This is a genomic window from Shewanella sp. SM69 (assembly GCF_025653985.1).
In the GTDB taxonomy this organism is placed as follows: domain Bacteria; phylum Pseudomonadota; class Gammaproteobacteria; order Enterobacterales; family Shewanellaceae; genus Shewanella; species Shewanella oncorhynchi.
In genome coordinates this window covers 247,592-270,663 of the sequence record NZ_JAKKRV010000003.1, presented here as the reverse complement: position 1 = coordinate 270,663, position 23,072 = coordinate 247,592, and the positions used below count along the sequence as shown (strand labels likewise).

The 23,072-nt window shown below is 45.7% G+C and carries 18 protein-coding genes and 1 riboswitch; of the genes, 9 read left to right on the top strand and 9 right to left on the bottom strand.

Annotation, left to right across the window (positions count from 1 at the left end; genetic code table 11):
- Positions 1-168: 168 nt before the first annotated feature.
- Entirely contained in the window at positions 169-996 is an 828-nt protein-coding gene (gene xapA / locus L5M37_RS07080) for a xanthosine phosphorylase (RefSeq protein WP_263199930.1), read from the bottom strand.
- A gap of 135 nt (positions 997-1,131) precedes the next feature.
- On the opposite strand from xapA, the gene L5M37_RS07075 reads away from it, so the two are divergent.
- The 4 genes from L5M37_RS07075 (at position 1,132) to L5M37_RS07060 (ending at position 4,493) form a co-directional block, all read left to right on the top strand.
- On the top strand, positions 1,132-2,049 hold the full coding sequence (locus L5M37_RS07075) for a LysR family transcriptional regulator (RefSeq protein ID WP_263199929.1): 918 nt from the start codon (positions 1,132-1,134) through the stop codon (positions 2,047-2,049).
- Between the two features lie 65 nt (positions 2,050-2,114).
- Positions 2,115-2,552: a nucleoside deaminase gene (locus L5M37_RS07070; RefSeq protein ID WP_028761325.1), complete on the top strand. Its 438-nt coding sequence runs from the start codon at positions 2,115-2,117 to the stop codon at positions 2,550-2,552.
- A gap of 199 nt (positions 2,553-2,751) precedes the next feature.
- Positions 2,752-3,957 carry a DUF418 domain-containing protein gene (locus L5M37_RS07065; protein WP_263199963.1) on the top strand — a complete coding sequence of 402 codons (1,206 nt, stop codon included), beginning with the start codon at positions 2,752-2,754 and terminating at the stop codon, positions 3,955-3,957.
- A 29-nt stretch (positions 3,958-3,986) separates the two neighbouring features.
- Positions 3,987-4,493, top strand: coding sequence for a DUF1294 domain-containing protein (locus L5M37_RS07060; RefSeq protein WP_263199927.1), 507 nt, complete (start codon positions 3,987-3,989; stop codon positions 4,491-4,493).
- A 79-nt stretch (positions 4,494-4,572) separates the two neighbouring features.
- Here the strand turns inward: L5M37_RS07060 and L5M37_RS07055 are convergent, their stop codons facing one another.
- Positions 4,573-5,187 carry a TetR/AcrR family transcriptional regulator gene (locus tag L5M37_RS07055; RefSeq protein ID WP_263199926.1) on the bottom strand — a complete coding sequence of 205 codons (615 nt, stop codon included), beginning with the start codon at positions 5,185-5,187 and terminating at the stop codon, positions 4,573-4,575.
- A gap of 276 nt (positions 5,188-5,463) precedes the next feature.
- Here L5M37_RS07055 and L5M37_RS07050 point away from each other — a divergent pair, with 276 nt between their 5' ends.
- Positions 5,464-5,943 (top strand): HPP family protein, encoded by a 480-nt coding sequence (locus tag L5M37_RS07050; protein WP_131523614.1) that lies wholly within the window; start codon positions 5,464-5,466, stop codon positions 5,941-5,943.
- Between the two features lie 82 nt (positions 5,944-6,025).
- Here L5M37_RS07050 and L5M37_RS07045 read toward each other — a convergent pair whose 3' ends face one another.
- Positions 6,026-7,381, bottom strand: coding sequence for a short-chain fatty acid transporter (locus L5M37_RS07045; RefSeq protein WP_263162077.1), 1,356 nt, complete (start codon positions 7,379-7,381; stop codon positions 6,026-6,028).
- Between the two features lie 234 nt (positions 7,382-7,615).
- Between L5M37_RS07045 and L5M37_RS07040 the strand changes: the two genes are divergently transcribed.
- Complete coding sequence (locus L5M37_RS07040; protein WP_028761331.1) at positions 7,616-8,086, top strand: FKBP-type peptidyl-prolyl cis-trans isomerase; 471 nt, start codon at positions 7,616-7,618, stop codon at positions 8,084-8,086.
- Positions 8,087-8,187: 101 nt separating this feature from the next.
- Here L5M37_RS07040 and L5M37_RS07035 read toward each other — a convergent pair whose 3' ends face one another.
- The 3 genes from L5M37_RS07035 to L5M37_RS07025 all read right to left on the bottom strand — a co-directional run bounded on the left by L5M37_RS07035 (position 8,188) and on the right by L5M37_RS07025 (position 13,720).
- Positions 8,188-9,570: an IS4 family transposase gene (locus tag L5M37_RS07035; protein ID WP_263199925.1), complete on the bottom strand. Its 1,383-nt coding sequence runs from the start codon at positions 9,568-9,570 to the stop codon at positions 8,188-8,190.
- Between the two features lie 157 nt (positions 9,571-9,727).
- A complete protein-coding gene (locus tag L5M37_RS07030; RefSeq protein ID WP_263199922.1) occupies positions 9,728-12,334 on the bottom strand; it encodes a glycosyl hydrolase family 18 protein in 2,607 nt (868 codons plus the stop codon).
- Between the two features lie 113 nt (positions 12,335-12,447).
- Positions 12,448-12,536: riboswitch (cyclic di-GMP riboswitch) on the bottom strand.
- Between the two features lie 398 nt (positions 12,537-12,934).
- The gene (locus L5M37_RS07025) at positions 12,935-13,720 is read right to left on the bottom strand and encodes an ROK family protein (RefSeq protein ID WP_212600785.1); all 786 of its coding nucleotides are present in this window, start codon (positions 13,718-13,720) and stop codon (positions 12,935-12,937) included.
- Between the two features lie 704 nt (positions 13,721-14,424).
- Here L5M37_RS07025 and L5M37_RS07020 point away from each other — a divergent pair.
- Positions 14,425-16,212, top strand: coding sequence for an aminopeptidase P family protein (locus L5M37_RS07020; RefSeq protein WP_263199920.1), 1,788 nt, complete (start codon positions 14,425-14,427; stop codon positions 16,210-16,212).
- 173 nt (positions 16,213-16,385) lie between these two features.
- Here the strand turns inward: L5M37_RS07020 and L5M37_RS07015 are convergent, their stop codons facing one another.
- Positions 16,386-17,651 (bottom strand): HD-GYP domain-containing protein, encoded by a 1,266-nt coding sequence (locus L5M37_RS07015; RefSeq protein ID WP_263199919.1) that lies wholly within the window; start codon positions 17,649-17,651, stop codon positions 16,386-16,388.
- A gap of 531 nt (positions 17,652-18,182) precedes the next feature.
- Here L5M37_RS07015 and L5M37_RS07010 point away from each other — a divergent pair.
- Together L5M37_RS07010 and L5M37_RS07005 are read left to right on the top strand one after the other, a co-directional pair.
- Positions 18,183-19,751, top strand: a complete 1,569-nt coding sequence (locus L5M37_RS07010) for a methyl-accepting chemotaxis protein (RefSeq protein WP_173497556.1) — start codon at positions 18,183-18,185, stop codon at positions 19,749-19,751.
- 362 nt (positions 19,752-20,113) lie between these two features.
- Entirely contained in the window at positions 20,114-21,415 is a 1,302-nt protein-coding gene (locus L5M37_RS07005) for a DEAD/DEAH box helicase (protein WP_263199917.1), read from the top strand.
- 117 nt (positions 21,416-21,532) lie between these two features.
- On the opposite strand, the gene L5M37_RS07000 is transcribed toward L5M37_RS07005, so the two are convergent.
- On the bottom strand, positions 21,533-22,423 hold the full coding sequence (locus L5M37_RS07000) for a hypothetical protein (protein WP_263199916.1): 891 nt from the start codon (positions 22,421-22,423) through the stop codon (positions 21,533-21,535).
- Positions 22,424-22,462: 39 nt separating this feature from the next.
- On the bottom strand, positions 22,463-22,801 hold the full coding sequence (locus L5M37_RS06995) for an ankyrin repeat domain-containing protein (RefSeq protein WP_263178129.1): 339 nt from the start codon (positions 22,799-22,801) through the stop codon (positions 22,463-22,465).
- Positions 22,802-23,072: the final 271 nt, after the last annotated feature.

The following is a 23,072-nucleotide window of genomic DNA, read 5'->3' as shown; positions in this document are numbered from 1 at the left end:
GGGAGCTTCGCTCCCTTTACTTTTTAACCTTCAGCCGTATTTCGCAAAAACATTCGGTGAACTGAATTGTGCGGCGCCTTGCTCGCTCACGTTTAAGTACGAACTGTTAGATACGAGCTCTTAAAATCGCAGCCCTATCGCAATATAACAGCCCAGTTATACAAAATATTAAGCGAAATGGCTTGCGGTAAAATGCTCAATTAAACGGATAAAGTCGGCTTCAGCAAGCTTGGCACATTTTAATGTTTGTTCATGGGACAACTGCACGTCCCCCAACCCTTCTGCCATATTGGTAATGGCACACACAGCCAACACGGGCAAACCACAATGCGCCGCCGAAATCACCTCTGGCACCACGGACATTCCCACTACATCGCCACCGATAATTTGCATCATGCGGATTTCAGCCGCGGTTTCAAAACACGGGCCAGAGTAAGACACAAAGACCCCTTGATTCACTTCAATGCCTGCGGCTTTTGCGACACTTAAGGCTTCTGATCTCAGGTCTTTATCATAAGCATTGGCTAGGCTAAAAAAGCGTGGGCCGTAGCTATCATCATTCGCGCCCGTCATGGGCGTACCCGGCATAGTGTTGATGTGATCGCTGAAAATAACTAATGATCCCACGCCGATCCGCTCTGGCCGTAATGACCCCGCAGCGTTAGTCACGAGTAACAATTCACACCCTAAACGTTTGAAAGTACGCACAGGCGTCGTCATCACCTTCATACTTTGGTGCTCGTAAAAATGCCCGCGGCCTTTCATGCACACTATATCGATGCCATGTAAGCTGCCGAGCACAAGCTCTCCAGAGTGGCCGACGACGGTACTCACAGGAAAGCCGTCTAACTCTTCATAGGGGATCACTACTTTGTTATCTAAATTATCGGCAAACGCGCCAAGCCCTGAACCCAAAATCATAGCAGCACGGGGAGAGAAATTCGGTTTACAGGCTCGAATCGTCGCAAGGGCATTAATAACAGGATCATGGCTCATACAAGGTACCTCATAGCAAAAGAATGAAAGAGTAAGCGACCCTCAGTATAAGCGGGCTTAGGATTGCAAATAATCGCGATTAACCGCACTATTGTGCTGATAAAAAGGACAATAGCTGAAAATAGTGAGCCTAAAATGAGCACGATAAACGCATCAGAACTCGTCACCTTGAAGATGCTGCGGTATTTTCATCGAGTGGCTGAAGTGAAAAACTTTACCGCTGCCGCCGAACAACTGCATCTATCGAAATCTCCGCTGAGCGCACAAATCAAAGAGTTAGAATCGCTCCTTGGCGTTGAGCTATTCACCCGCAGCACTCGGCAAGTGGAGCTCACACCCTATGGCCAATTGTTAAGAGAGAAGTGCGAGCAAATATTCGAACTGGTGAATACCTCATTGGAACAAGTGGCTCAGCTTGGGCGACTCGATAGAAACCATATTCGGATTGGCATCATGAGCTCGCTGTTTTGGATGGGATTTGGTGACATACTGAAAAGCTTTCGTAAGCAATGCCCTGATAATGAGCTGATATTTCAAGAGTTATCACCTGAAACTCAAAAAGTCGCCTTAGCACATCAAGAAATCGATTTTGGCCTAGTGCGCTACGCCGACACCTTAAATTTGCCGCACCTTCTCGCCGAAACTATCACCAGCGAACCTATGGTGTTAGCACTGGCAAGTAAGCATCCCTTAGCCAGACGCAAAAGCATCGACTTGAGTGAACTCAAAGATGAGCCTTTTACCTTACTCAGCCGTGCCAATTCCGCCTCTAGCGATTTAATTATCGCCAGCTGTCAGGCCGCAGAATTTATGCCGCAATTAGTACAGGAAATGGTCGAGCCCAATAGCTTGATGGCCATCATCGCTGGCGATAACAGGGTATCCATAGTGCCGCAAAGTTATGCTTCACAACCTTGGCCTAGGGTAAAGTTTATTAAATTAAAACAAACCATCCCCGCCGATATCTGCCTGATTTATCGGCCAGAAATGGCTTCGCTGCCGATTATCGACAGCCTGAGGAACTTATTGAAGCAACAAATTAAAACCATTTAGATTGTCTCCCAAACGAGTGCTATGCTGAGTGCAATACTCAGGGTTAATATTTTAAGGATATCAAGATGGATGAATTTTTAGCGGCAGCCATTGAAGAAGCCAAACAAGGACTCGCCGAGGGCGGCATCCCCATTGGTTCGGTATTAGTGATCGATGGCAAAATCGTCGGACGCGGCCACAATAAACGGGTACAAAAAGGCAGTTCAGTACTGCATGCCGAAATGGATTGTCTCGAAAATGCCGGCCGATTTAGCGCCGCCGAGTACCAAAGGGCGACCTTGTATTCCACCCTATCACCCTGCGATATGTGCAGCGGCGCAGTATTACTTTATGGCATACCAAAAGTCATCGTCGGTGAAAACGCTACCTTCCAAGGGCCTGAAGCCTATGTAAAATCGCGCGGTGTGGATGTCACTGTGGTCGATAATGCCGAGTGCAAACAATTGATGCAGGACTTTATCGCCAGCAATCCCACACTCTGGAACGAAGATATCGGCGAGTAATGGTTCGACAGTCTTCTCAATCCGTTTCTGCATTTTTGTATTTCACTTTTTACGTTGGCGCTAGTTCACCTTCTACCTTTCCTGTATTTTACTTTTTGTGTTGACTGTATTTCATTGGAGGCTAGCGCCTGCTAGGCTAGCCCTCCCAAATCCCAGTGAAAAGTGGAACATGTCTACTAGCGAAAGGAACTCAGCTAACGTGCCAGCCAACTTACCTAAAGACCCTTGGTCAAGATCAGACTCCACGCAGCCTGTTGTAATGACGATACCCGCACAGCGTAATGCCAACCTCGATGCTATTCGCGGCTTAGCCGTGTTGGGGATATTTTTTATGAATATCTATTTTATGGGCATTACTTTTTTTGGCTATGCGCCCCATGAAACACAGCCGCTGTCGGATCACATTATCAAAGTGTTCAGTAACTTTTTCATCGAGGCACGCTTTATCAGTCTGTTTTCCATCTTGTTTGGTGTCGGGCTTTTTATTCAATATCAGCGATTTAGCGCCAAAGGCCTAGAAGCTTATTCCCTACTGCGATCACGTTTAAAATGGTTAATTGTATTTGGCCTACTCCACGGCATTTTTATTTGGTCAGGTGATATTTTATTCACCTATGGCATCAGCGGATTTTTAGCTTTGTGTTACAAAGATTTAAGTGTTGAAGCCCTTAAGCGCAAAGCGAATATTTTTATTTTAAGCGCCTTAGTTATCATTACGCTGGTTAGCCTTACGGGCAGCGATGAACCTTTCACTCGAGAATCGAGTCTATTTGCAGAGCAATACAGTGCATGGACCTCTGGCTATGCCGACCAACTATTACTGCAATTGATGCAAGTTGGCTATATGGCACTGGTGATCCCTTTTACCATAATGTGGTTTACGGCTGGCTTGATGTTGCTCGGAATGGCTTTGTATCAACAAGGGACTTTTGAGCAAGGTTTTAGTAAATCGGTACTGGTAAAGTTAGTGCTAGCAAGCGTAACGCTATCACTGCTTGATACCATCTTAGGTTTAACGAAAAATACTATTCTCGTTGCGTTTTCAGATGTGTTAATCATGCTAAGTGCTATTCCTATGGCGCTGATTTACATCCACATTATAGTTAAGGTTTGCCAGAATAATCCTAATATACTGACTTCGTTGCAAAATGTAGGCAAACTCGCGTTTAGTCTCTATATTCTGCAATCCATCATTGGCGTGTTAGTGTTTAGACACTTAGCTCCCGAATTGCTATTGAGCTTAGATAGATGGGGATACATGGCCATGGCGCTGGTTTATTCAGTAGTGCAACTACTGTTAGCCAGCCTGTACTTACGCTATTTCAAGCAAGGGCCGCTAGAGAAACTGTGGCGCCACCTCACATTTAAAAAATACACGGCATCACAAGAACACAAGCAAGCTTAAAAACACTGACACGAGATTGATACCAAATAATGACGAACAAAAAAACTACTAAAACGGGCAACAGCGCTTCACCTCAAACCAATCGCCCGCAAAAGAGTCGAGCACAAAGCGGTCGCGCTCAGAACAGTCGCACACAAAGTAGTCGCGCTCAAAAATCCAATACAGCCGCTTCAGGCTCAAGCCTTATGCCGCTGTTATTGGTGGTGATTTTTCTTGCTAGCTTAATCGGCGCAGCGCAGCAACATATGCTGCCAGTCGGGATTGCGGGCATATACCTCACACTAAGCCTGCTCACCTTTATCGCCTATGCCATCGATAAATCCGCCGCTAAACGTAACAAATGGCGCACTAAAGAAAGCACATTACATCTGCTCGCCCTCATGGGCGGTTGGCCAGGCGCTCTATTTGCCCAAAACCTGTTAAGACACAAGTCCGTTAAAGCCTCATTTAGAAACGTCTTTTGGCTCACCGTTGTCGCTAACTTAGCCGTGCTGGGTTATGGCATAAAAACCGGCGCCGTAGATATGTTTATCTAATGCTCTTATTTAAGGGCTTTTATACAAAGGCCTTTATATGAGGCGCCTTATCTAAGAATCGCTATCTAAGGGTGGCACTCTAAGCAGCATGAGTCGCGGTATCGATCAACTGATCAACCACAGACAACGCCAACAGTGCAGACTGAGTGTCACCTTTTAATTGTGCCGACACTATCGCCCCCTCTTTGAGTAAACCTATTGCTGCAACGAGAAATTGGGTCTTAGCTTTAGGCAAGCCCAATGCAGAGACTTGCTGCTCAATTAAACTCGCCACTCGCTGTTTATGCAGGGCGCAGAGTTGGTGCACAGGATGGCTCGGCTCAGTAAATTCGGCGCTGACATTGATAAAAAAACAGCCGCGAAACTCACACAGTTGCGGCACTCTTTGATTAAACCAATCATCGAGCGCGATAAATAACCCACCAATGCCCTCTCGTCCCGCTGGCGATGCGTTCACTCGCTCGCTAAGCCATTGATAAAAAACCTCATCACGATAGCGAACCACGGCTTCAACTAACTCATCTTTACTGGCAAAGTGGTGGTACAGGGTTTTTTTGGCGATCGCCGATTCCTGCAAAATCTGGTTAATCCCCACCCCATGCACACTTTGAAAATAAAACAGTTTAAATGCGGTAGTGACCAATTGCTGCCGTTTATCCGATGGCGTACCTGTCTGAATCTCAGTGCCCTGCATCAACTCATTCCTCTTCTTTGGTAAACATTCGTTAGCAAATTTTAGCTAACAAATATGAGTCCTATCTTCTCACGAGTAGACAAATCAGTCTACCCGTGAGAACATTCACATCGGTAGACAAATTTGTCTACTTCGGTAACTAAATTAAGTTAATAGTGAAATCAAGAGTGAACACGGAACACCACGGCATGTTAGCGGCGATGGTTTGCTGAACATTCACGTCCACAATTCATTATCAAAATAAGGGCTTAACACAAGCCATTAATGGGAGAAAAGATGCAAAGAATCAATCCACAGAATCTAAAGATGGCCTTGCTCGCAGGGTGTGGAGCCACGTTGTGTATCAGTAGTTTAGCGACGCTTGAACAGCTAACACCGCAAACCATTTGGTTGATGGCCCCCTTTGGTGCCACTATGGTGTTGTTGTTTGCCTTGCCAGAAAGTCCACTCGCTCAACCGAGAAACATTCTCTGCGGCCACTTACTCACGAGTTTGGTTGGACTGATCATTCTAAATACTTTAGGAGTCTCCCCGCTAGCCTTAGGGCTTGCGGTCGGATTAGGTATAGCGGTCATGATGTTAACTCATACTGTGCATCCACCCGCGGGAGCGAATCCTCTGGTCGTTATGCTCACGGCGCAGCACTGGGATTTTCTGTATATGCCCGTCGCCAGTGGTGTTGCGCTCATTCTGGCTTTTGGTTGGCTGTATCACAACTTACTTTGCCGCCGGCAATACCCACAAAAGTGGTTTTAATCATTCATCGCCAATAAAAAAGGGCAATTTTAAATTGCCCTACACTTTACTCTAAAATGCAAAATTGGCTGTCACCTTGCCTTTAGAACCAGCTCAACGCGATACTGATAATCACGCCAGTGATCATCAATTGCATTAAACAAAAACCCATAATATCCCGTGCTTTTAAGCCTGCAATCGCCAGCACAGGCAGTGCCCAGAAAGGTTGAATCAAATTAGTCCACGCATCTCCCCAAGCAACGGCCATTGCGACCCGAGCGACATCTGCACCTAAAGCCTGTGCGGCGGGTAACATAATCGGTGCCTGCACGGCCCATTGGCCACCTCCCGATGGCACAAAAATATTCACAATTCCTGCACTGATAAAGCTCCAAAATGGCAGGCTCTCGGCGCTAGCGATGGCCACAAAACCTTCCGAAATACTTTGGGCTAAACCCGATTGCACCATCACAGCCATAATGCCCGCATAAAAGGGAAATTGGATAACAATCCCTGCGCCGCCCTTAATGGCCTCATTCAAGCTGGTTAATAAACTGCGTGGTGTTTGATGTAACAGTATGGCGAGGAACAGAAATAAGAAATTCACTAAATTGAGATTTAAGCTGCCGCCCTGCACCCAAAAGTAATAACCTAAATATACAAGCCCAGCGCCACCTACACTCCAGCCGAGTAAACGGCTATTTTCTAACTTATCCGCAGGACGGCTTTCAGGCTGACGATCACTCACATTTGCAGAGTTAAGCTCTAACGCCAAAGCATCAAGTTCAGCGCCTTTGTCATCAAGGGCGCTTGGGTCGACATAAACACTGTCTTTTTCTTCTGGCAACATAAAGCGATTTACTAAGGGCATGACCACAAACAGAATTGCCACTAACAATAAATTATAACTCGCGAAAATGGTGTCACTGGTGGGGATGATACCGATTTGCGATTCAGAGAAATGCCCCACCGTCGCTATGGTTAATGGGATCGAACCCGCAAGCCCACCATGCCAAACCACAAAGCCGGAATAGGCGCTGGCGACCAGCAGTCGATAATCCACTTTCACTTTGCGAGCTAAGGCTTTGGCAAATAACGCGCCCACCACTAGCCCAAAACCCCAGTTAATCCAACTGGCGGCCAGTGACACCAAAGTCACTAAAATAATGGCTTGTGGTGCCGACTTAGCCAATCCAGCAATGGCATCGAGCAGCTTTTTAATCGGCGGCGAGCTTGCCAACATAAATCCTGCCACCAGCACTAACAGCATCTGCATCGAAAAACTTAACAGCGTCCAAAAGCCATCGCCCCAATAATTGATGACTTCCAGCGGGGTTTTATGTTCGGCGACCACAGCAGCAATTAATACGACTAAGGTAAGTAAAAGCACGAAAATATAGGGATCGGGTAGATATCGGTCGACGAGTTTGACCAGAGGTTTTGCCGCTTTGTTTAACATAGACTTTCCTTGTTTATTATCTGAATTTTAGTTCTTATTTGTTTTTATTGAATTTTTATTGAGTCTTAAGCCAACAGATTAAGCGATCTCTAAAGCAGGATAAAGTCTTGAGGGAATTTTTAACGGTTTGAACTGGTAGCACCAGATATCCAGCTCAACGCACACGCGAGTGCCGATAGCATCTGATGCTAAAAAACTGATAATATGGCAAAAATTAACTAAGGTGCTCTTTATATGAAAATGTTACTTGCCGTTGTGGTGATTGCTGGGGTGATTTTTTACTTCTTTACCTCGATGAACGGCCAAAAAGCCGCCCAAGAAAATATCCGTTTAGGCAATGAGTTTTTAACACAAAACAAAACCAAAGAAGGTGTGATTACCACAGCTTCAGGTTTGCAATATCAAGTATTAACTCAGGGCGATGGCACAGTTCATCCTAAAGCCAGCGATACAGTGACAGTCCATTATCATGGCACTTTGATTGACGGTACTGTGTTTGACAGTTCGGTTGATCGCGGCGAACCCATCGCATTTCCGCTTAATCGGGTGATTAAAGGTTGGACTGAGGGCGTACAGCTTATGGTTGTTGGCGATAAAATGCGGTTTTTTATTCCCAGTGAACTCGCCTACGGTAACCGTAGCACGGGCAAGATTGGTGGTGGTTCTGTGTTAATTTTTGATGTGGAACTGCTTAAGATTGATTAAATCAGTCTTTAATGAGTCTGTCTTAACGCATTCGGTTGTATTCATAAAAAAACCTAACGCTTAATAAAGAAAAAAGCCCTGAATCCTCGCCTGTCTCTTGATCACATCTTTTGCTCAAGAGACAAGGCTAGCTGGTAACCTTCAAGGATGGTTTGCAGTTTAAACCATCCTTGCCATAACCTTTCCCAGCCTACAATTCCGCTTCGTTTGCTGTCATTCCAGCCCGCGAGTTTTCCTAATCTTAGATAAGCCCAATGCACACTGGGGACTTGTTCGGGCGGTTGGCTTTTTTCCGTCTTTAGCCATAACAACTTCCAGGCCAATGGGCTTAACAGGCTATCGCAAGGCCGTTTTTTCGCTTGTTCAGCTTGGCCTGCGTAACAACGCAGTTGCTGGATACGTGTGGCGATAAATGCCAGAATCACAATCATCCGCTCCAGATTATCTTTGCTTTGCAGCCGTAAGTCTTCCACCTGCGTACCGCCCGTTTTCCAGGATTTATGGAAGTCTTCAATCAGCCAGCGGCGCTCGTAGTAATCAAGAATTTGTTGCGCTTGCTCTGCTGTTGTGACTACCTCAGTCGTCAGCAGGTGCCAACAGAGGCCATCTGCGCTGTCTTTCTCCTGACAACCCACATAAAACAGCGGCACAGACTGGCCCGTTTTATTCGCCGGAACCTTCACGGTAATGGGCGCAAAGCGGATATCACAGTGCGCAACTCTGGCTTTGCGACCGCCTTTTTGTTGCACCTGTACCATCCGCTCACCGGCACTTTGCAGCGTCTCACTAAACGCATAGAGTTTGTGCTGGTCTTCTTCAATACAGCGGCTTTGCATCGAGCGCACAATAAACCGTTGTTGTGTGTCGGTTTTAAAGCGCAGGTATTCGATGATATCGGCTTCACGGTCACAAACCGAAATCACCTTCTGCATCTGTGGTCCCAAGCGAGTCGCCATCGCTGCTGAAGCCCGTTGCCATTTGTAACTTTCTTTCTGTTCATAATCACGTTTGGCACGTTGTTTTTTCTGGCCATAGGCTTCGCGGTCGCGTGCCCAGCGATGCTGCTCAATCAGTCCAACGACCTGCTGCGCCTTGGGTGCAAACAATAAAACCGTGTGCGCTTCCAGCCCGCTGGAATGTTTGTGGGACGTGGTATGTCCAAGTTCTTCCACGACACTTGGGTGGGTGAACTCCAACGACGTGGTGTCTTCCAGCGCCAGTAGGCAGTCAAATGGTTCGCAGGCTTGCACTGTGGCAGCAAAACCTGCCTCAGCAATCGCTGCCGGACTGATATGCTCGTTACGGACAAAGCGATAAGCGGCTTCAATGTCTGCACTGGATGAAAGAGATTGCACGATAGATTGTCCTGTATGAGCTGCAAGTTGAGCCGCCAACTGTACAAGCCGTTTGGTCCTTCGTACATCCCCTAATTTTGCGCGCTGAAAAATGCTCTGTGCCCAGAGTGATGGTTCACTTAAAAACATGGCATGTGGTATCTGAAACAAAAGGTCAGGATCAGATCAGGTTAATTAAAAATGGTTCAAAAAAATCCCCCGGGGCAAACCGAGGGATTTGTGTAGAAGAGACAGGAATCCTCGCAGGGCTTTATTTTTTAACCAATAATATCAAAATTTTGGATAATTACTGGCAGGTTGCCGCGCCAATATCAACCCATACTGCTGCAACACCCGGTACATCACCTTTAGTCCAGTAACTCGCCTTCCAAACACGACCGTTATAGCGAGTAGTTTGACCGCCGTTATACACCACACCCGCATCCCAACCGAGATCAACTTGGCTGAGTAGCAGCCATTGGTCTGCGGTGCGAGATGGCGTATTGCCCTGAGTCCAATACTTTGCTTTCCATACCAACTGACTATGACTCACAGTATTACCCGTGTTGTATACCACACTGGTTTGCCAAGCAGGATAGTTACCGGCATTGGGATCGGTTGCATCGCATCCACCGCCGACCACTTTTGGCGTCACGGTCAGATTAGTCGATGCGCTCGCATCTAAGGCACCATCGGAAACCAGCACACTCAAACCATAGCGGGTCGCTTCGGTAACATTGGGGCCAGTAACCACTAACGTGGCACTATTTTGTCCGATTGCCGACACACCTGCGGGCACAGTCCAAGCGTAGGTTAAGGCATCACCATCTGCATCGGAGGCACTCGCTACTATACTGACGGTTTTACCCGCTTCAACTGTCGCAGTGGCTGCCACACTCACCACAGGTGCTTGGTTCGGAGTATCAGCCTTGTTAGTCACTGTCACTGAATCTGTGGCTGATAGCCCTTCTGGATCAGTCACTTTGAGACTAAAACTATAGGCAACATCAGTTTGCGTTGCAGCCAATTGAATCGCCGCATTCGCCATATCCGCATTCGCGATGGCAACACTTGGCCCAGAGACTTGAGTCCAGAGATAGCTTAAAGCAGCGTTTTCAGGATCGCGCGAACCGCTACCATTGAGCGTCACATCGGCGGGACCGGTGACATTCACATCCGCGTCCGCATTGGCAATGGGCGCTTTATTCACTGGCGGAGTGGTGCCTTCACCATGACCTAAACCTTCGTGCATGGCATTCAGAATGTCACCATTATCGGCATCAAGTTCCCACGCAAAAAGCCCACCAAGTTGATTAGAAAGCACATATTGCCCCTTGGCTTTAACTGAACGAGCATCATCGAAAGTGATTAAATCGCCAGTAGATGCCTTGAACAAAGATGGCGCCTCAGCTGTTTCGTCGTAACTGTAAGTCCAACCACTTCCCATGTAATCGTTCGCTATCTGACGATAATCCACCACACCAGCTTCCCAAGTACCTTTTACTTTGCCCGTTGCCGTCCCCGTGAAAGGATTATTACCACTGTAGCCATTGACACCTGTCCAACCGCGGCCATACATAGCGGCACCGACCACAATTTTCCCTGGGGTCACACCTTGGCCTAACAGCGCATTAACGCCATTAGCTGTGGTGTAACGGGTATTGGGATCCCAACTCGCTTCATACAGATTGGTTTGATGGCCGAGTTCAGTATTAGTCCAACCACCATTAAAGTCGTAACTCATCAAGAAGATGTAATCCATGTACTGCTGAGCAGCCTGATAATCGACTTTTTGAATTTTATCGTCACCAGCGCTAATAGCTGAGGTCAGCTCATAGGTACGACCCGTTTCGGCGCTTAGTTCATCAAGCATAGCCCGCAGTTCACGCATCAGAGTCACATAGGTTTCACCGTCATTGGCATTACCTAAATTTGGGTTAGCGCCATTTCCCCCTGGAAATTCCCAGTCGATATCCACGCCATCGAAGAATTTCCATGTCTGTAGAAACTCTTTCACCGAAGCGACAAAGATATCGCGCTTGGTTTTATCACCGAAGAAAAAGAAGGGATCCGAGAGGGTCCAACCACCGACCGAAGGTAAAATCTTCAAATCTGGATGTGCTTGCTTAAGTGCCATCAATTGACCGAAGTTACCTTTGTAAGGATCTGAATGCTCACTCACTCCCGCCTGCGGTATTTGAATCGCTGCCCAAGGATCGTGAATCGCAACTTTAAAATCACCACGACCACTACAGGCACGTTGCAACGCTTCGAAACTGCCTTCGATTTCTTTCAAGCTATCATTGATGCCATTACCACCACAAATTGGGGTAAAGCCATATAAAATATGGGTTAAGTTTTGCGCAGGTATCTTATCGACCGGAAATTTACGGCCGTATACGCCCCATTCGACAAAGTAACCTCCCACCACTTTGCCTGATTTATTCGCATAGGGACGGTTGTTTTCTTTTAGGGGAGCATTGAGTGGTACTAAATGGCTGCCGTCGGTATCAGCCACGAGGATTTGTTTAGCATCACTCGCTGTACAACCATCGCTGTTACACAGTTGTACTTGCATCTGATAACGGCCGCCCTTGTTCACCTTAAAGTTAGCGGTTCCAGACGCGCCAGATGGGCCTTCCCAAACCACATTGCCGTTGAGCAACACTTGGGCTTTATTGCCCACATCGCCACTCCAAAGGTTCCAACTGACGGAGACATCGGCGGCATCTTTCACCGTAACTAATTGATTGTAAGCGGTAGCCGCTTGATTCACTTCAATAATAGCGAACTTAGTTTCGCCCCAACCTAAAGTCGGTTTACCGGGCGCCGCTGCAAAAACGCTGGCACTGATGGTAGATGCCAGCGCTGATGCCACTAGCAAGGCTGATGTTGAAATTTGAGTCTTGAACATGAGATATCCCTATTGAATTTTTATATGAATCAATAAGGCAAACAAAGCGTAGACAGGAAACAGCACTCTCTTAAAACCATGCAAAACGACTGACAACTGCACGAAGAAAAACCTGTGGTATCCCCGCTATCATAGGTACAGACGAACCCTTAGACCGGAGGCTTTGCGTCCCAGTTTTTCAACTGGTTTGCCTTTTACACACAATGACAACGTTGTCATTGCAAATATCAGCATAAGCGTAAGCGCAATAAAATTGCAACAAAATATTATCAACTGTGTTATTGGCTAAAATCGTAAATAGAACTAGGCATCTGATAAGAAAGGAATTATGCAAATTAAACTATCGCTAATATTTACTTTGGGTAATGAGGATCATCTGAATACTTTAAGAATAAAAAAACAGGACTCGATATGCCAAAGGCATCATAAGTCCTGCTTTATATTTCACAATTTACGTCGCTTATGCAGCTAAAACTCAATCACTAAACATTCATGGCGCAAACCATTGTCGAACAACATGATGATCCTTATGCGCAGGGCATTTATGATCCTTATGCGCAGGGCATTTATGATCCTTATGCACGGGGTTATTTATGATCCTTATGCACGAGGATAGTCCCTTGCGAGCATCACTGATAAACCGCGGCAAACCAAGGTTTCCATATCATCGACACGATTGATTTTCATCTCAGCTAAGGGCGCGCTCAATGCCATTTGCTTTAAGCTTTCGAGGCAGCCTTTGTAGTAAGGAGCGCTATTCATCATACCGCCAGCAAGCCAAATTCGATTAGGATTAAATAAATTAACCGCCCACGCTAATCCCATGCCGAGATAACTGCCCGCGCGATATAAATCATCCTGAGTGGAGATTTTGCGGCTGCGCACTGAATCGCCACTGGCCAGTTGCTCTAAACTAAACTCGCCAGATTCTGTCATCACGCGACAAGGCCCCAACTCCCCCGCCACGCCCGTCGCTCCCGTAAAGACTTGTCCATTAAAGGCAATAGACATACCGATCCCAGTGCCGCACATGACCAATAACTCACAGGCATATTTCGCATCACAAGTCGCTTGCATACCCGCATCGATATCGTTGCAGATAAACTTAAGCTCACCCTGGGTTTTGACTGTATCGAAGCTCAATCCATTGAGTCCAGGTAAAGATTTACAAGAAACCAAACGATTATTTTGTACCAGTCCAGGTACGGCAATCGCTAGTTGGTAATGCTGTAAATCATAATCACGTTCAAACGCCGCGATTTGATTATTTAACTCTTCAATTTTAAAACCTTCACCTGTGGGGATTTTATATTGTTCTGTATGTCCCGCGAGATGAAGTTCGAACAGGGCTTTGGTACCGCCCACATCTATTGTTAGTATTTGCATCGCTTACTCCACTGATACATGTGCCCCACTCTGACCCCGAGTAGAGATGGCAAATGTTAGCATAGGGTCCAAATGTTAGCGATTGAATAAAACTTAAGTTGCTAATTTTTAAGGAACAAGTCCTAATTAAAACATGATCAACCTTTTATTTAATTCACTTTTCATGCTCAAAATCACATAAATAAATTAACAATAAACTCCATAACCTCAAGCGTCTTACCTGCACAAATTCACGATTGTATACAAAATCCTTTATTCGCTACCCTTGCATCTAGCGCGCTAGACTTGCGATAATCCGAGCCGGTTAAAACTCAAATCAACATATACCCAAGCTACCTGAAGATACGAGTTTCAGAGCGCCTAGGGTGCTTCAATTCAAGGCGTATCAATGACAGAATGTCGGCTACCTTTTGAATTGATGCAACACGGAAGTGAAGTGCCCTAGACGCTCCGTCCCGGCGTTTTTTAACGCACTTTATACTGCGTTGGTTATTTTTAACTTAGCCCACTAGGTCTGCAAATAACCGCAATCGCCATGGATGGCGTGAATGCCATTAATGCAGGAGCAATTAATGGCCTTGCCTAAAGTGCGTTAAATTACCGCTGAATCCTGCATCTTCAGGTTGTTTGGGTATAAACCATTCATCCTTAGGCGATCTTCGCCTACCGACTCGCATAGCATGCCAGTCTCAATTGGAGCCCTTATGTCACAATCAATCGCTAACCGTCTCGGTGCTATTCGTAACGAATTAACATCTGCTAATCTCGATGCTTTTATTATTCCCCGTGCCGACGAATATCTGGGCGAATATGTGCCAGCACATAACGAACGTTTGTACTGGGCAACCAACTTTACCGGTTCGGCGGGTATGGCTATCGTATTGAAAGATAAAGCCGCAATATTTACCGATGGCCGCTATACGGTTCAAGTTCGTTTGCAAGTCGATGCCACACTTTTCAGTTATGAAAGCCTAACCGATACACCACAAATTGAGTGGTTATGTGACACGCTACCAGCAGGATCTCGCGTTGGCTTCGATGCGCGCTTACACACCTTAGCTTGGTATGAAAATGCCAAAGTAACCTTAAATAAATCCCAAATCGAATTAGTTGCAGTTGAACAAAACCCCATCGATTTGCATTGGCAGAATCGCCCAGCACAGTCGAACGCGCCTATCACTTTGTTTAGCAACGAGAGTGCTGGTAAAACCAGCCTGCAAAAACGCATTGAAATTGGTGCATTAGTAAAAAAAGCCGGTGGTGATGTTGCCTTAATCGCCGCCTTAGATTCTTTCTGCTGGCTACTCAACATTCGCGGCAATGATGTACCGCGCCTGCCCGTTGTACTCGGCTGTGCCCTGCTCCACGCCAATGGTGATATGCAGCTTTTCACCGATTTAAGCAAACTCCCAGAGGGCATTGAGGAGCATGTTGGCGCTGGCGTAAGCTTTAAGGGCGAGGCATCTCTTGCCGATACACTCGCCAGCATGCAGGATGTAAAACTACTGGCCGATCCGAATTCTGCAAACGCTTGGGCACAAAACATTGCCCGTGAGGCAGGAGCAAAATTGATAGCTGGAATCGATCCTGTCGCTTTACCTAAAGCGCAGAAAAACGCCGCAGAACTGGCCGGCATGCGTGCCTGCCATATCCGCGATGGCGTCGCCGTGAGTCGATTCCTTGCATGGCTCGATGCCGAAGTGGCAGCCAATCGTATGCACGATGAAGGCACCCTTGCGGATAAATTGGAAAGCTTTCGCCTAGAAGATGAGCGTTACCGCGAGCCAAGTTTCGACACGATTTCAGCTGCCGGTCCTAATGCCGCTATGTGCCATTACAATCACAACAATGGCACACCAGCCATGATGACAATGGACAGCATCTACTTAGTGGATTCTGGCGCTCAGTATATTGACGGCACGACAGATGTGACCCGTACCATTGCGATAGGTGAAGTGACCGATGAGCATAAAAAAATGGTCACGCTGGTGCTAAAAGGTCATATTGCCCTCGACCAAGCACGATTCCCGAAAGGCACCTCAGGCCAGCAGCTCGACGCTTTCGCCCGCCAATATTTATGGCAACATGGCTTTGATTACGACCACGGCACAGGCCATGGTGTGGGCCACTTTTTAAGTGTGCACGAAGGTCCACAGCGCATAGGTAAAAATGTCAACGGTATCGCATTGATGCCCGGCATGGTGCTTTCCAATGAGCCGGGTTACTACCGCGCTGAGAGTTTTGGCATTCGCTTAGAAAACCTCGTCGTAGTGCAACACTGTGAAGCACTTAAAGGGGCTGAGCGTGAAATGTATGAATTCGATGCGTTGACTATGATCCCTATGGATGCGCGCCTTATTGATAAGAGCCTGTTAACGCAAGCGGAAATAGACTGGTTTAATGCTTATCATCAGCAAGTATTCAATACACTTTCTCCGTTGATGTCAGGGGATGAATTGGCTTGGTTAACTCAAGTGACTAAAGCAATTTAGCACTCCGCTGATAAGTAGCGATTTAAGTCGTTATTTTAGTCACTTACGCGCTATAAAATAGAACGCCCAAGGCAATTAGCATTGGGCGTTTTTTTAGCGCTATCAGTGTGTTTTAAAACCCACGCCTTATTTCAAAACCATGATTTCAAAACACGATTTAAAAACATGAGTCGCTAAACCATAGTAGGTTGTGCCATCGGCTGATAAGCATCATCCAGCGATGCTTTAGACAACACTTCAAAGTCCTGATGAATTTCAATAAAACAATCGACTAATTCAGGGTCGAAATGCTGACCTTTGCCTTCAATAATTAAGTCGATAGCCTCTTGGTGGCTAAAGGGCCGCTTATAACATCGGGGAGAAGTCAGCGCGTCATAAACATCAACTAGGGCCACTATCCTCGCCGAAAGCGGAATATCTTCACCTTTCAAACCAAGGGGATAACCACTACCATCCCACTTTTCATGGTGACCCGAAGCAATATCGCGGCCCATCTGAATAAAAGTACATTGGGGCGCATATTCCAACAAACTGCGTAGCACTTGTCCCCCGATCACAGGATGAGCTTTAATTTGCTCAAACTCCTGCGGCGTTAATTTACCCGGTTTAAGCAAAATCGCATCGGCAATACCGACTTTACCTATATCGTGCAAAATGGCCGACAAACTAATGTCTTGAATATAATCTTCGTTCAATTCTGCAGGAGGATTGGCGGCCAGTAGTCGCTGCGACGCGAGCATTTTCGAATACTGCCGCATACGTAGCAAATGCGCGCCTGTTTCGTTATCTCTGTATTCGGCGAGTTTAGCTAAGCCTAATACGGTAGCTTGGCGTGATGCTAAGGTTGAATCGAGTGCGTCAGCCAACTTACCTAATAAATAAGTAATAGTTAACGTCAACATGGCATTGGTCACGATAAAATTGACCACCACAACGGCCCAAATACCGATGCTATAACCTTGGGTTTCAGGCCAATTGAGCCAATTAAAATGATAGGCAAAACCAATCAATACCAAACTTAGCCCATTCAAACACTGGGCATATAAGCTGGCTCGATTTCCTAAAAAAATACCGACTAACGGCGGGAAAATAAATAACCAGAAAAAACCAGCTCCCGAAGGGCCAATCGCAATTAAAAAACCGATGCCAATAGCAAAACCTAGCAAGCAGCCACAGCCAAAACGCGTACTATCAGCAAGCTTAGGAAAAAACAGTAAAAGCAGTAAAAATAGATAAGCCAGCGTATCAAATACCACCATAAACCAGAGTTCGGCGATGACGCATAAATACACACTAGTGATGTATACAGGCACGCAGAGAATCGCTAGAAAGCCAAATAAACGTTCAAAAATCAAACGTCGCCAATGTGGCAGTGCCGCCGCTGTTCCCAAGGACGCTGTGGCTAATTTAGTTACACCACGCCTAAGTGATATCGCCATGGGAAGTTCCTCTTATGTAGCATTCCCGCTGTGAGCTAATGAACTAGAAGAGCAAAATTAAGATACACCACTGAAGCAAGGAAAAATAAGCCATCTTTTGTTGCCCATTAAAGAATAGACTAAGGCCAATAAAGCGCTCCATGAATACTGCGATATCAAGCCGAATCAAGGACATTAGTCCAATATCATCGAACATAATTTATATTTAAGATGAATGACAAATACCCACTCAAGACATAAAAGAATAACCCTATACAAAATACTAGAATTAACGATTTAACAGGATAAACGCTCGTTTAACTCCACATTCTCGCTACTTAAAAACTTTATATATTGCAATAGCTTATAAATACGACGAACGATTGATTTTCACCAGTCAGCCATGAGAAACCGCTCTCCTATACCCACACAAAAATGATACTCTTATCACATAACAAACTTACTCCGATGAGAGTCAGCACAAGAAAATTCGCGCCTAACACCGCGCCCTGAACCCTAATGAACCACATCGGCCCTGAATGGACACACTAAATGAGCCAGAGTAACGCCTCAGCGAATAAAATAGTTAATACACAGAGATCAGATCAAGAAATCCGCTTAACACCACAAGATGAACTCATTTCCACCACTGATACTCGCGGTATCATCACTTACGTTAATGCCCGTTTTGCCGAAGTCTCAGGTTATAGCGATCAAGAATTAATTGGCAGTGCCCACAATATGGTGCGCCATCCGGATATGCCGAGTGCCGCCTTTAAAGAAATGTGGGGAAAACTTAAGTCAGGCCAATCTTGGCGCGGCATAGTCAAGAACCGCTGTAAAAATGGTGGCTTCTATTGGGTCGATGCCTTTGTGTCTCCCTTGTTTGAAAACGGCACTATTATCGGTTACCAATCGGTGCGCATTCAGCCTCAAGCCGCCTACGTCACGAAAGCTAATGAGATTTACCAAAGACTCAAATTAGACAAATCCATTCCTAAACCCTTAAGTTTAATGCAAAAACGTATCGTATCTGCGGTTGTAGCCTCCACAGGTTTACTGATCGCTGGCTACTTTTGGGGCTGGGGCGTAATTATCGCAGGGGCGATTCTGATGAGTTTAAACCTCGCCATTTTCTACGATGAGGCTTTTCGTATTCCCGCTAAACTGATTGAAATGCAAACCAAATATGACTCTATCAGTCGTTACATTTACTCGGGTGCCGATACCTCTTCTATCCTCGATTTCCAGCTCATCATGCTACAGGCCAAAATGAATGGCGTACTTGGGCGCACCCAAGATCAAGCCAATCAATTACATGCAATTGCCGATCAATTAGTGGTCGCGACCGAGCAAACCTATGTCAGCCTAGATCAAGAGAAAAGTCAGCTAGAACAGCTCTCTGGCGCGATGGAAGAAATGAGTTCAACCATCACAGAAGTCGCGCAGAATACCCATCTCACCTCGACCAGCATCAATACCGCCTATGATCTCTGCCTTAAAAGCAGTGCTAACATGAAGGCCAACACTCAAAAAATGGAGCAACTGGCAAAGTCTGTTGCCGATGCCACCAACAATGCCCATCAATTAAATAAAGAAGCCGAGCAAGTCGCTAATGCGATGGGCGAAATTGACTCTATTGCCGAGCAAACTAATCTCCTCGCCCTCAATGCCGCGATTGAAGCAGCCCGTGCGGGTGAACAAGGCCGTGGGTTTGCCGTGGTCGCCGATGAGGTTCGCGCGCTATCGAGCAGAACCCAGCTATCGACCAACAGTATTTCTAAGAGTGTCGATAAGATGTTCACTATGCTCAACGCATGGGCCAAAGAAATGGAACAAAGCCGTCAACATGCGGAGCGTTGTGCCAGCGATATTCAACTGTCCGCCGACAATGTAAACACCATTTACCAAGAAGTGAGTGATATCCACACCTTTGCCCAACAAAATGCAGTGGCAGCCGATCAACAGCGTCAAGTGGTCAATGAGATCGCCAGTAATATTCACTCCATCACCCATGCCAGCGCCGAGAACTTAGCCGCAACCCATTTGATTGGTGATGCAGCCCATCTTCTTAAACACAATGCCGAAAAAGCCCTCGGCCTGAGGCGCACCTTCGGTTAAACATAAGTACAAGATCCAAAATACCGCAGCCTAGGTTGCGGTATTTTCTAATGTAGCGAGCTTTAATCCGTATTGTTGAGTCCATATTTTACTCAACCCTTGTATAGATCAATAAGACCTAGCCCACCTGAACCAGTGCCAAGCCTTTTATCCCCTCCTGATGAAATGGTGCAGATAAAATGCCAAAACACTAAAAAGTTCAGGTTTTAACCGAAATTTTTGCTATACTCCGCGCCCGCCATTTTTCTTATAAAATCTGTGTGGAAGAATGAGCCAGTCGGCACGCCTCTCTCCTTAGTCGAGTAAATAATAGAGGCTCGCGGTGCTTGAATGTTTGAATAAGTGAACGATAGGAATCCAAAATGAGATTTGAATCTTTTAGTTTTTCCCCCGAGATTTTGCGCGCTATCTCAGATTGCGGTTATCAACAAATGACGCCTATTCAGCAGCAAGCGATACCTGCTATCCGCCGCGGCCAAGATGTCTTAGCCAGTGCCCAAACCGGTACGGGTAAAACCGCCGCTTTCGCGCTGCCGATCCTGCAAAAGATGGTTGAAAATCCAAGCGAAACGTTAAAGTCGAATGCCCGCGTATTAATTCTTACGCCGACCCGTGAGCTTGCGGCTCAAGTCGCTGACAACGTTACGGCTTACTGCAAGTACTTAAACTTCAGCGTGTTAACTATTTATGGTGGCGTAAAGATAGAAACACAAGCGCAAAAGCTGAAACGCGGCGCCGATGTGATTGTTGCCACCCCAGGTCGCTTACTTGAGCACCTTACCGCCTGTAACTTAAGCCTGTCGAACGTCGACTTTTTAGTCCTAGACGAAGCCGACCGTATGTTGGATATGGGCTTTAGCGCCGATATTCAAAAGATCCTTCAAGCGGTAAATAAGAAACGTCAAAACCTATTGTTCTCGGCCACTTTCTCAAGTGCGGTGAAAAAACTCGCCAACGACATGATGGTTAAACCGCAAGTAATCAGCGTTGATAAACAAAACACTACAGCCGACACCGTTAGCCAAGTAGTTTATCCGGTTGAACAACGCCGTAAACGCGAACTGCTTTCTGAGCTTATCGGCAAGAAAAACTGGCAACAGGTATTGGTATTTACTGCGACCCGTGAAGCCGCCGATACGCTAGTCAAAGAATTAAACTTAGATGGTATCCCATCTGAAGTGGTCCACGGTGAAAAAGGCCAAGGCAGTCGTCGCCGCGCACTGCGTGAGTTTGTGGCGGGTGATGTACGGGTGCTAGTTGCCACCGAAGTCGCCGCCCGTGGTCTGGATATTCCAAGCCTTGAATACGTAGTCAACTATGACTTACCTTTCCTCGCAGAAGATTATGTACACCGTATCGGTCGTACAGGCCGTGCAGGAAAAACAGGCGTAGCCATTTCATTTGTGAGCCGCGAAGAAGAACGTATCTTAGCCGATATCGAAAAATTGATTGGCCAACAGATTCGCCGCGTCACTGTGCCAGGTTATGAAGTTGGCAGCCGCGAATTGCTATTAAAGCAATTGCAAACCCGCCGCAGTTTTGCCAAAAAGCAACAAAGAACCGACAACGTCGGCGCTCAAGTTGCTGCTGAGAAAAACATGCAGGGCCGCCGCGTAAAAATGAAGGTGGGTCAAGCACCGAGCAAGGCAAAAAAACTTAAGTAATTATCCGTTGATTGATATTATCAGTGTTTGTCAATATTGATAAAACAGCGATTTTAAAGCGTCCATAACCGGACGCTTTTTTATACTCACTCAATAATAACCTTGGTAACCTTTATCTCACCGTATTATGTTACCCAATAACGCTTGAAGCCTTGTTTCATTTATACTATTTTCGCCTCGCCACCCTGCGAGAGGAAGCATAATATCCGTTCGAGTACTTCCAGGGTATTTCACACTACAGATATCGGTAAAATGGGTGAATCCATCATATAAAGGTTTTACATACGGATTTGGCATAATTCCCAATTCAGCCAATACCATTAATTGTCCGCGAAAACTATATTTCTCATAGTTAGGAATAATTTTAGCTTTCTTGATGCGCTGTTCTAATTTTCCGGGTGTTTCATCTTGAGGAGCTTGACGGATCATATCGATTAACGATATCAATATACTGATATCCTCTGGTGTAGGAGTACAAGGTGAAATGGCAGCAAATTCTTCTAATTCAACAAGATTACCACACCACCTTTCATTCCATACACTCCCGGCATAGCAACTGAATATTTTATGCCCTTTTTCTATCCAAACATTTCTTCTTATTGAGCAAACGGGACAAACATCCCCTTCGCTGACTATTTTATGTTCGGGAACCGCTTGAGCGAACAAATAACTTAATATGGGTTGTCTTCCTCTTGGAAAACTTGAAAAGCCACATATATATGCCGAAATCAAATTTTCAATCGATAAGTGAGGATGCTCAAGCAACATTTTATAAGCATTAATACATTCATCATGACTATATTTGATTATCTGATTGACAGGATAACCACTTTGTTCAAGTGTTAGTATTTCTGCATTAGATAAACCGTCATTAGAATAGTGTGTAGTCCCAGACTCACAATCAAACTGGTCCCCATTATCTATTCTTTGCATATATCCATTTTCGTCTTTGATATAAGACTTTTTAAAATAGATTTTCTTTAATATTTTAAATAATCCCTTATCCATTTACAGCTCCCGTGATTGAATATTGAAGTGCAATACAATTTATCGATGACCACGTTGAACGCCACCATAGCGCTCCAAATACTTCACCATTTTTTGACTCGTGGCGGTATAACTACCCATATGAAACTCGCCATGCCAATGGGCCAGCTCAACAGGAAGGTGACCTAAGTTATTGGCATGATGGACATCGGCCCCAGCTTCAACCAGTAACATGAGAATATCGAGTAATTGCAGTTGGCAGCAATGCAATAAAGCCGTCATATTTTGTGAGTCGATATATTCGACATCAACACCCTGTTTGATCAACTGTTTTACGGTAATGATATCGTGTTTTACCACTGCATCAATTAAGGCTTGCCCCATCAGCTTGTCGTTCACTCGTTTTAACCACTCCAACACTACGCTGTAATCGCGATAAAATCCAAATGGTTACCGTTATAAATACCTCACCAACCAACCCCATCAGTATCACATTGGTGCAATCATCTGCATTGGCTTGTAAGAATGTTCGGCAATTGCCGCTCTTTTAATGCTCATACCCGTTTAGTGCTAACTCGAACCACTCTTAAGCAAGTTAGACATAACAAATATAGATTTACGCAATATCTCTTTGTCTAAAACGAGGGAAATATTAACAACAACGACTTAA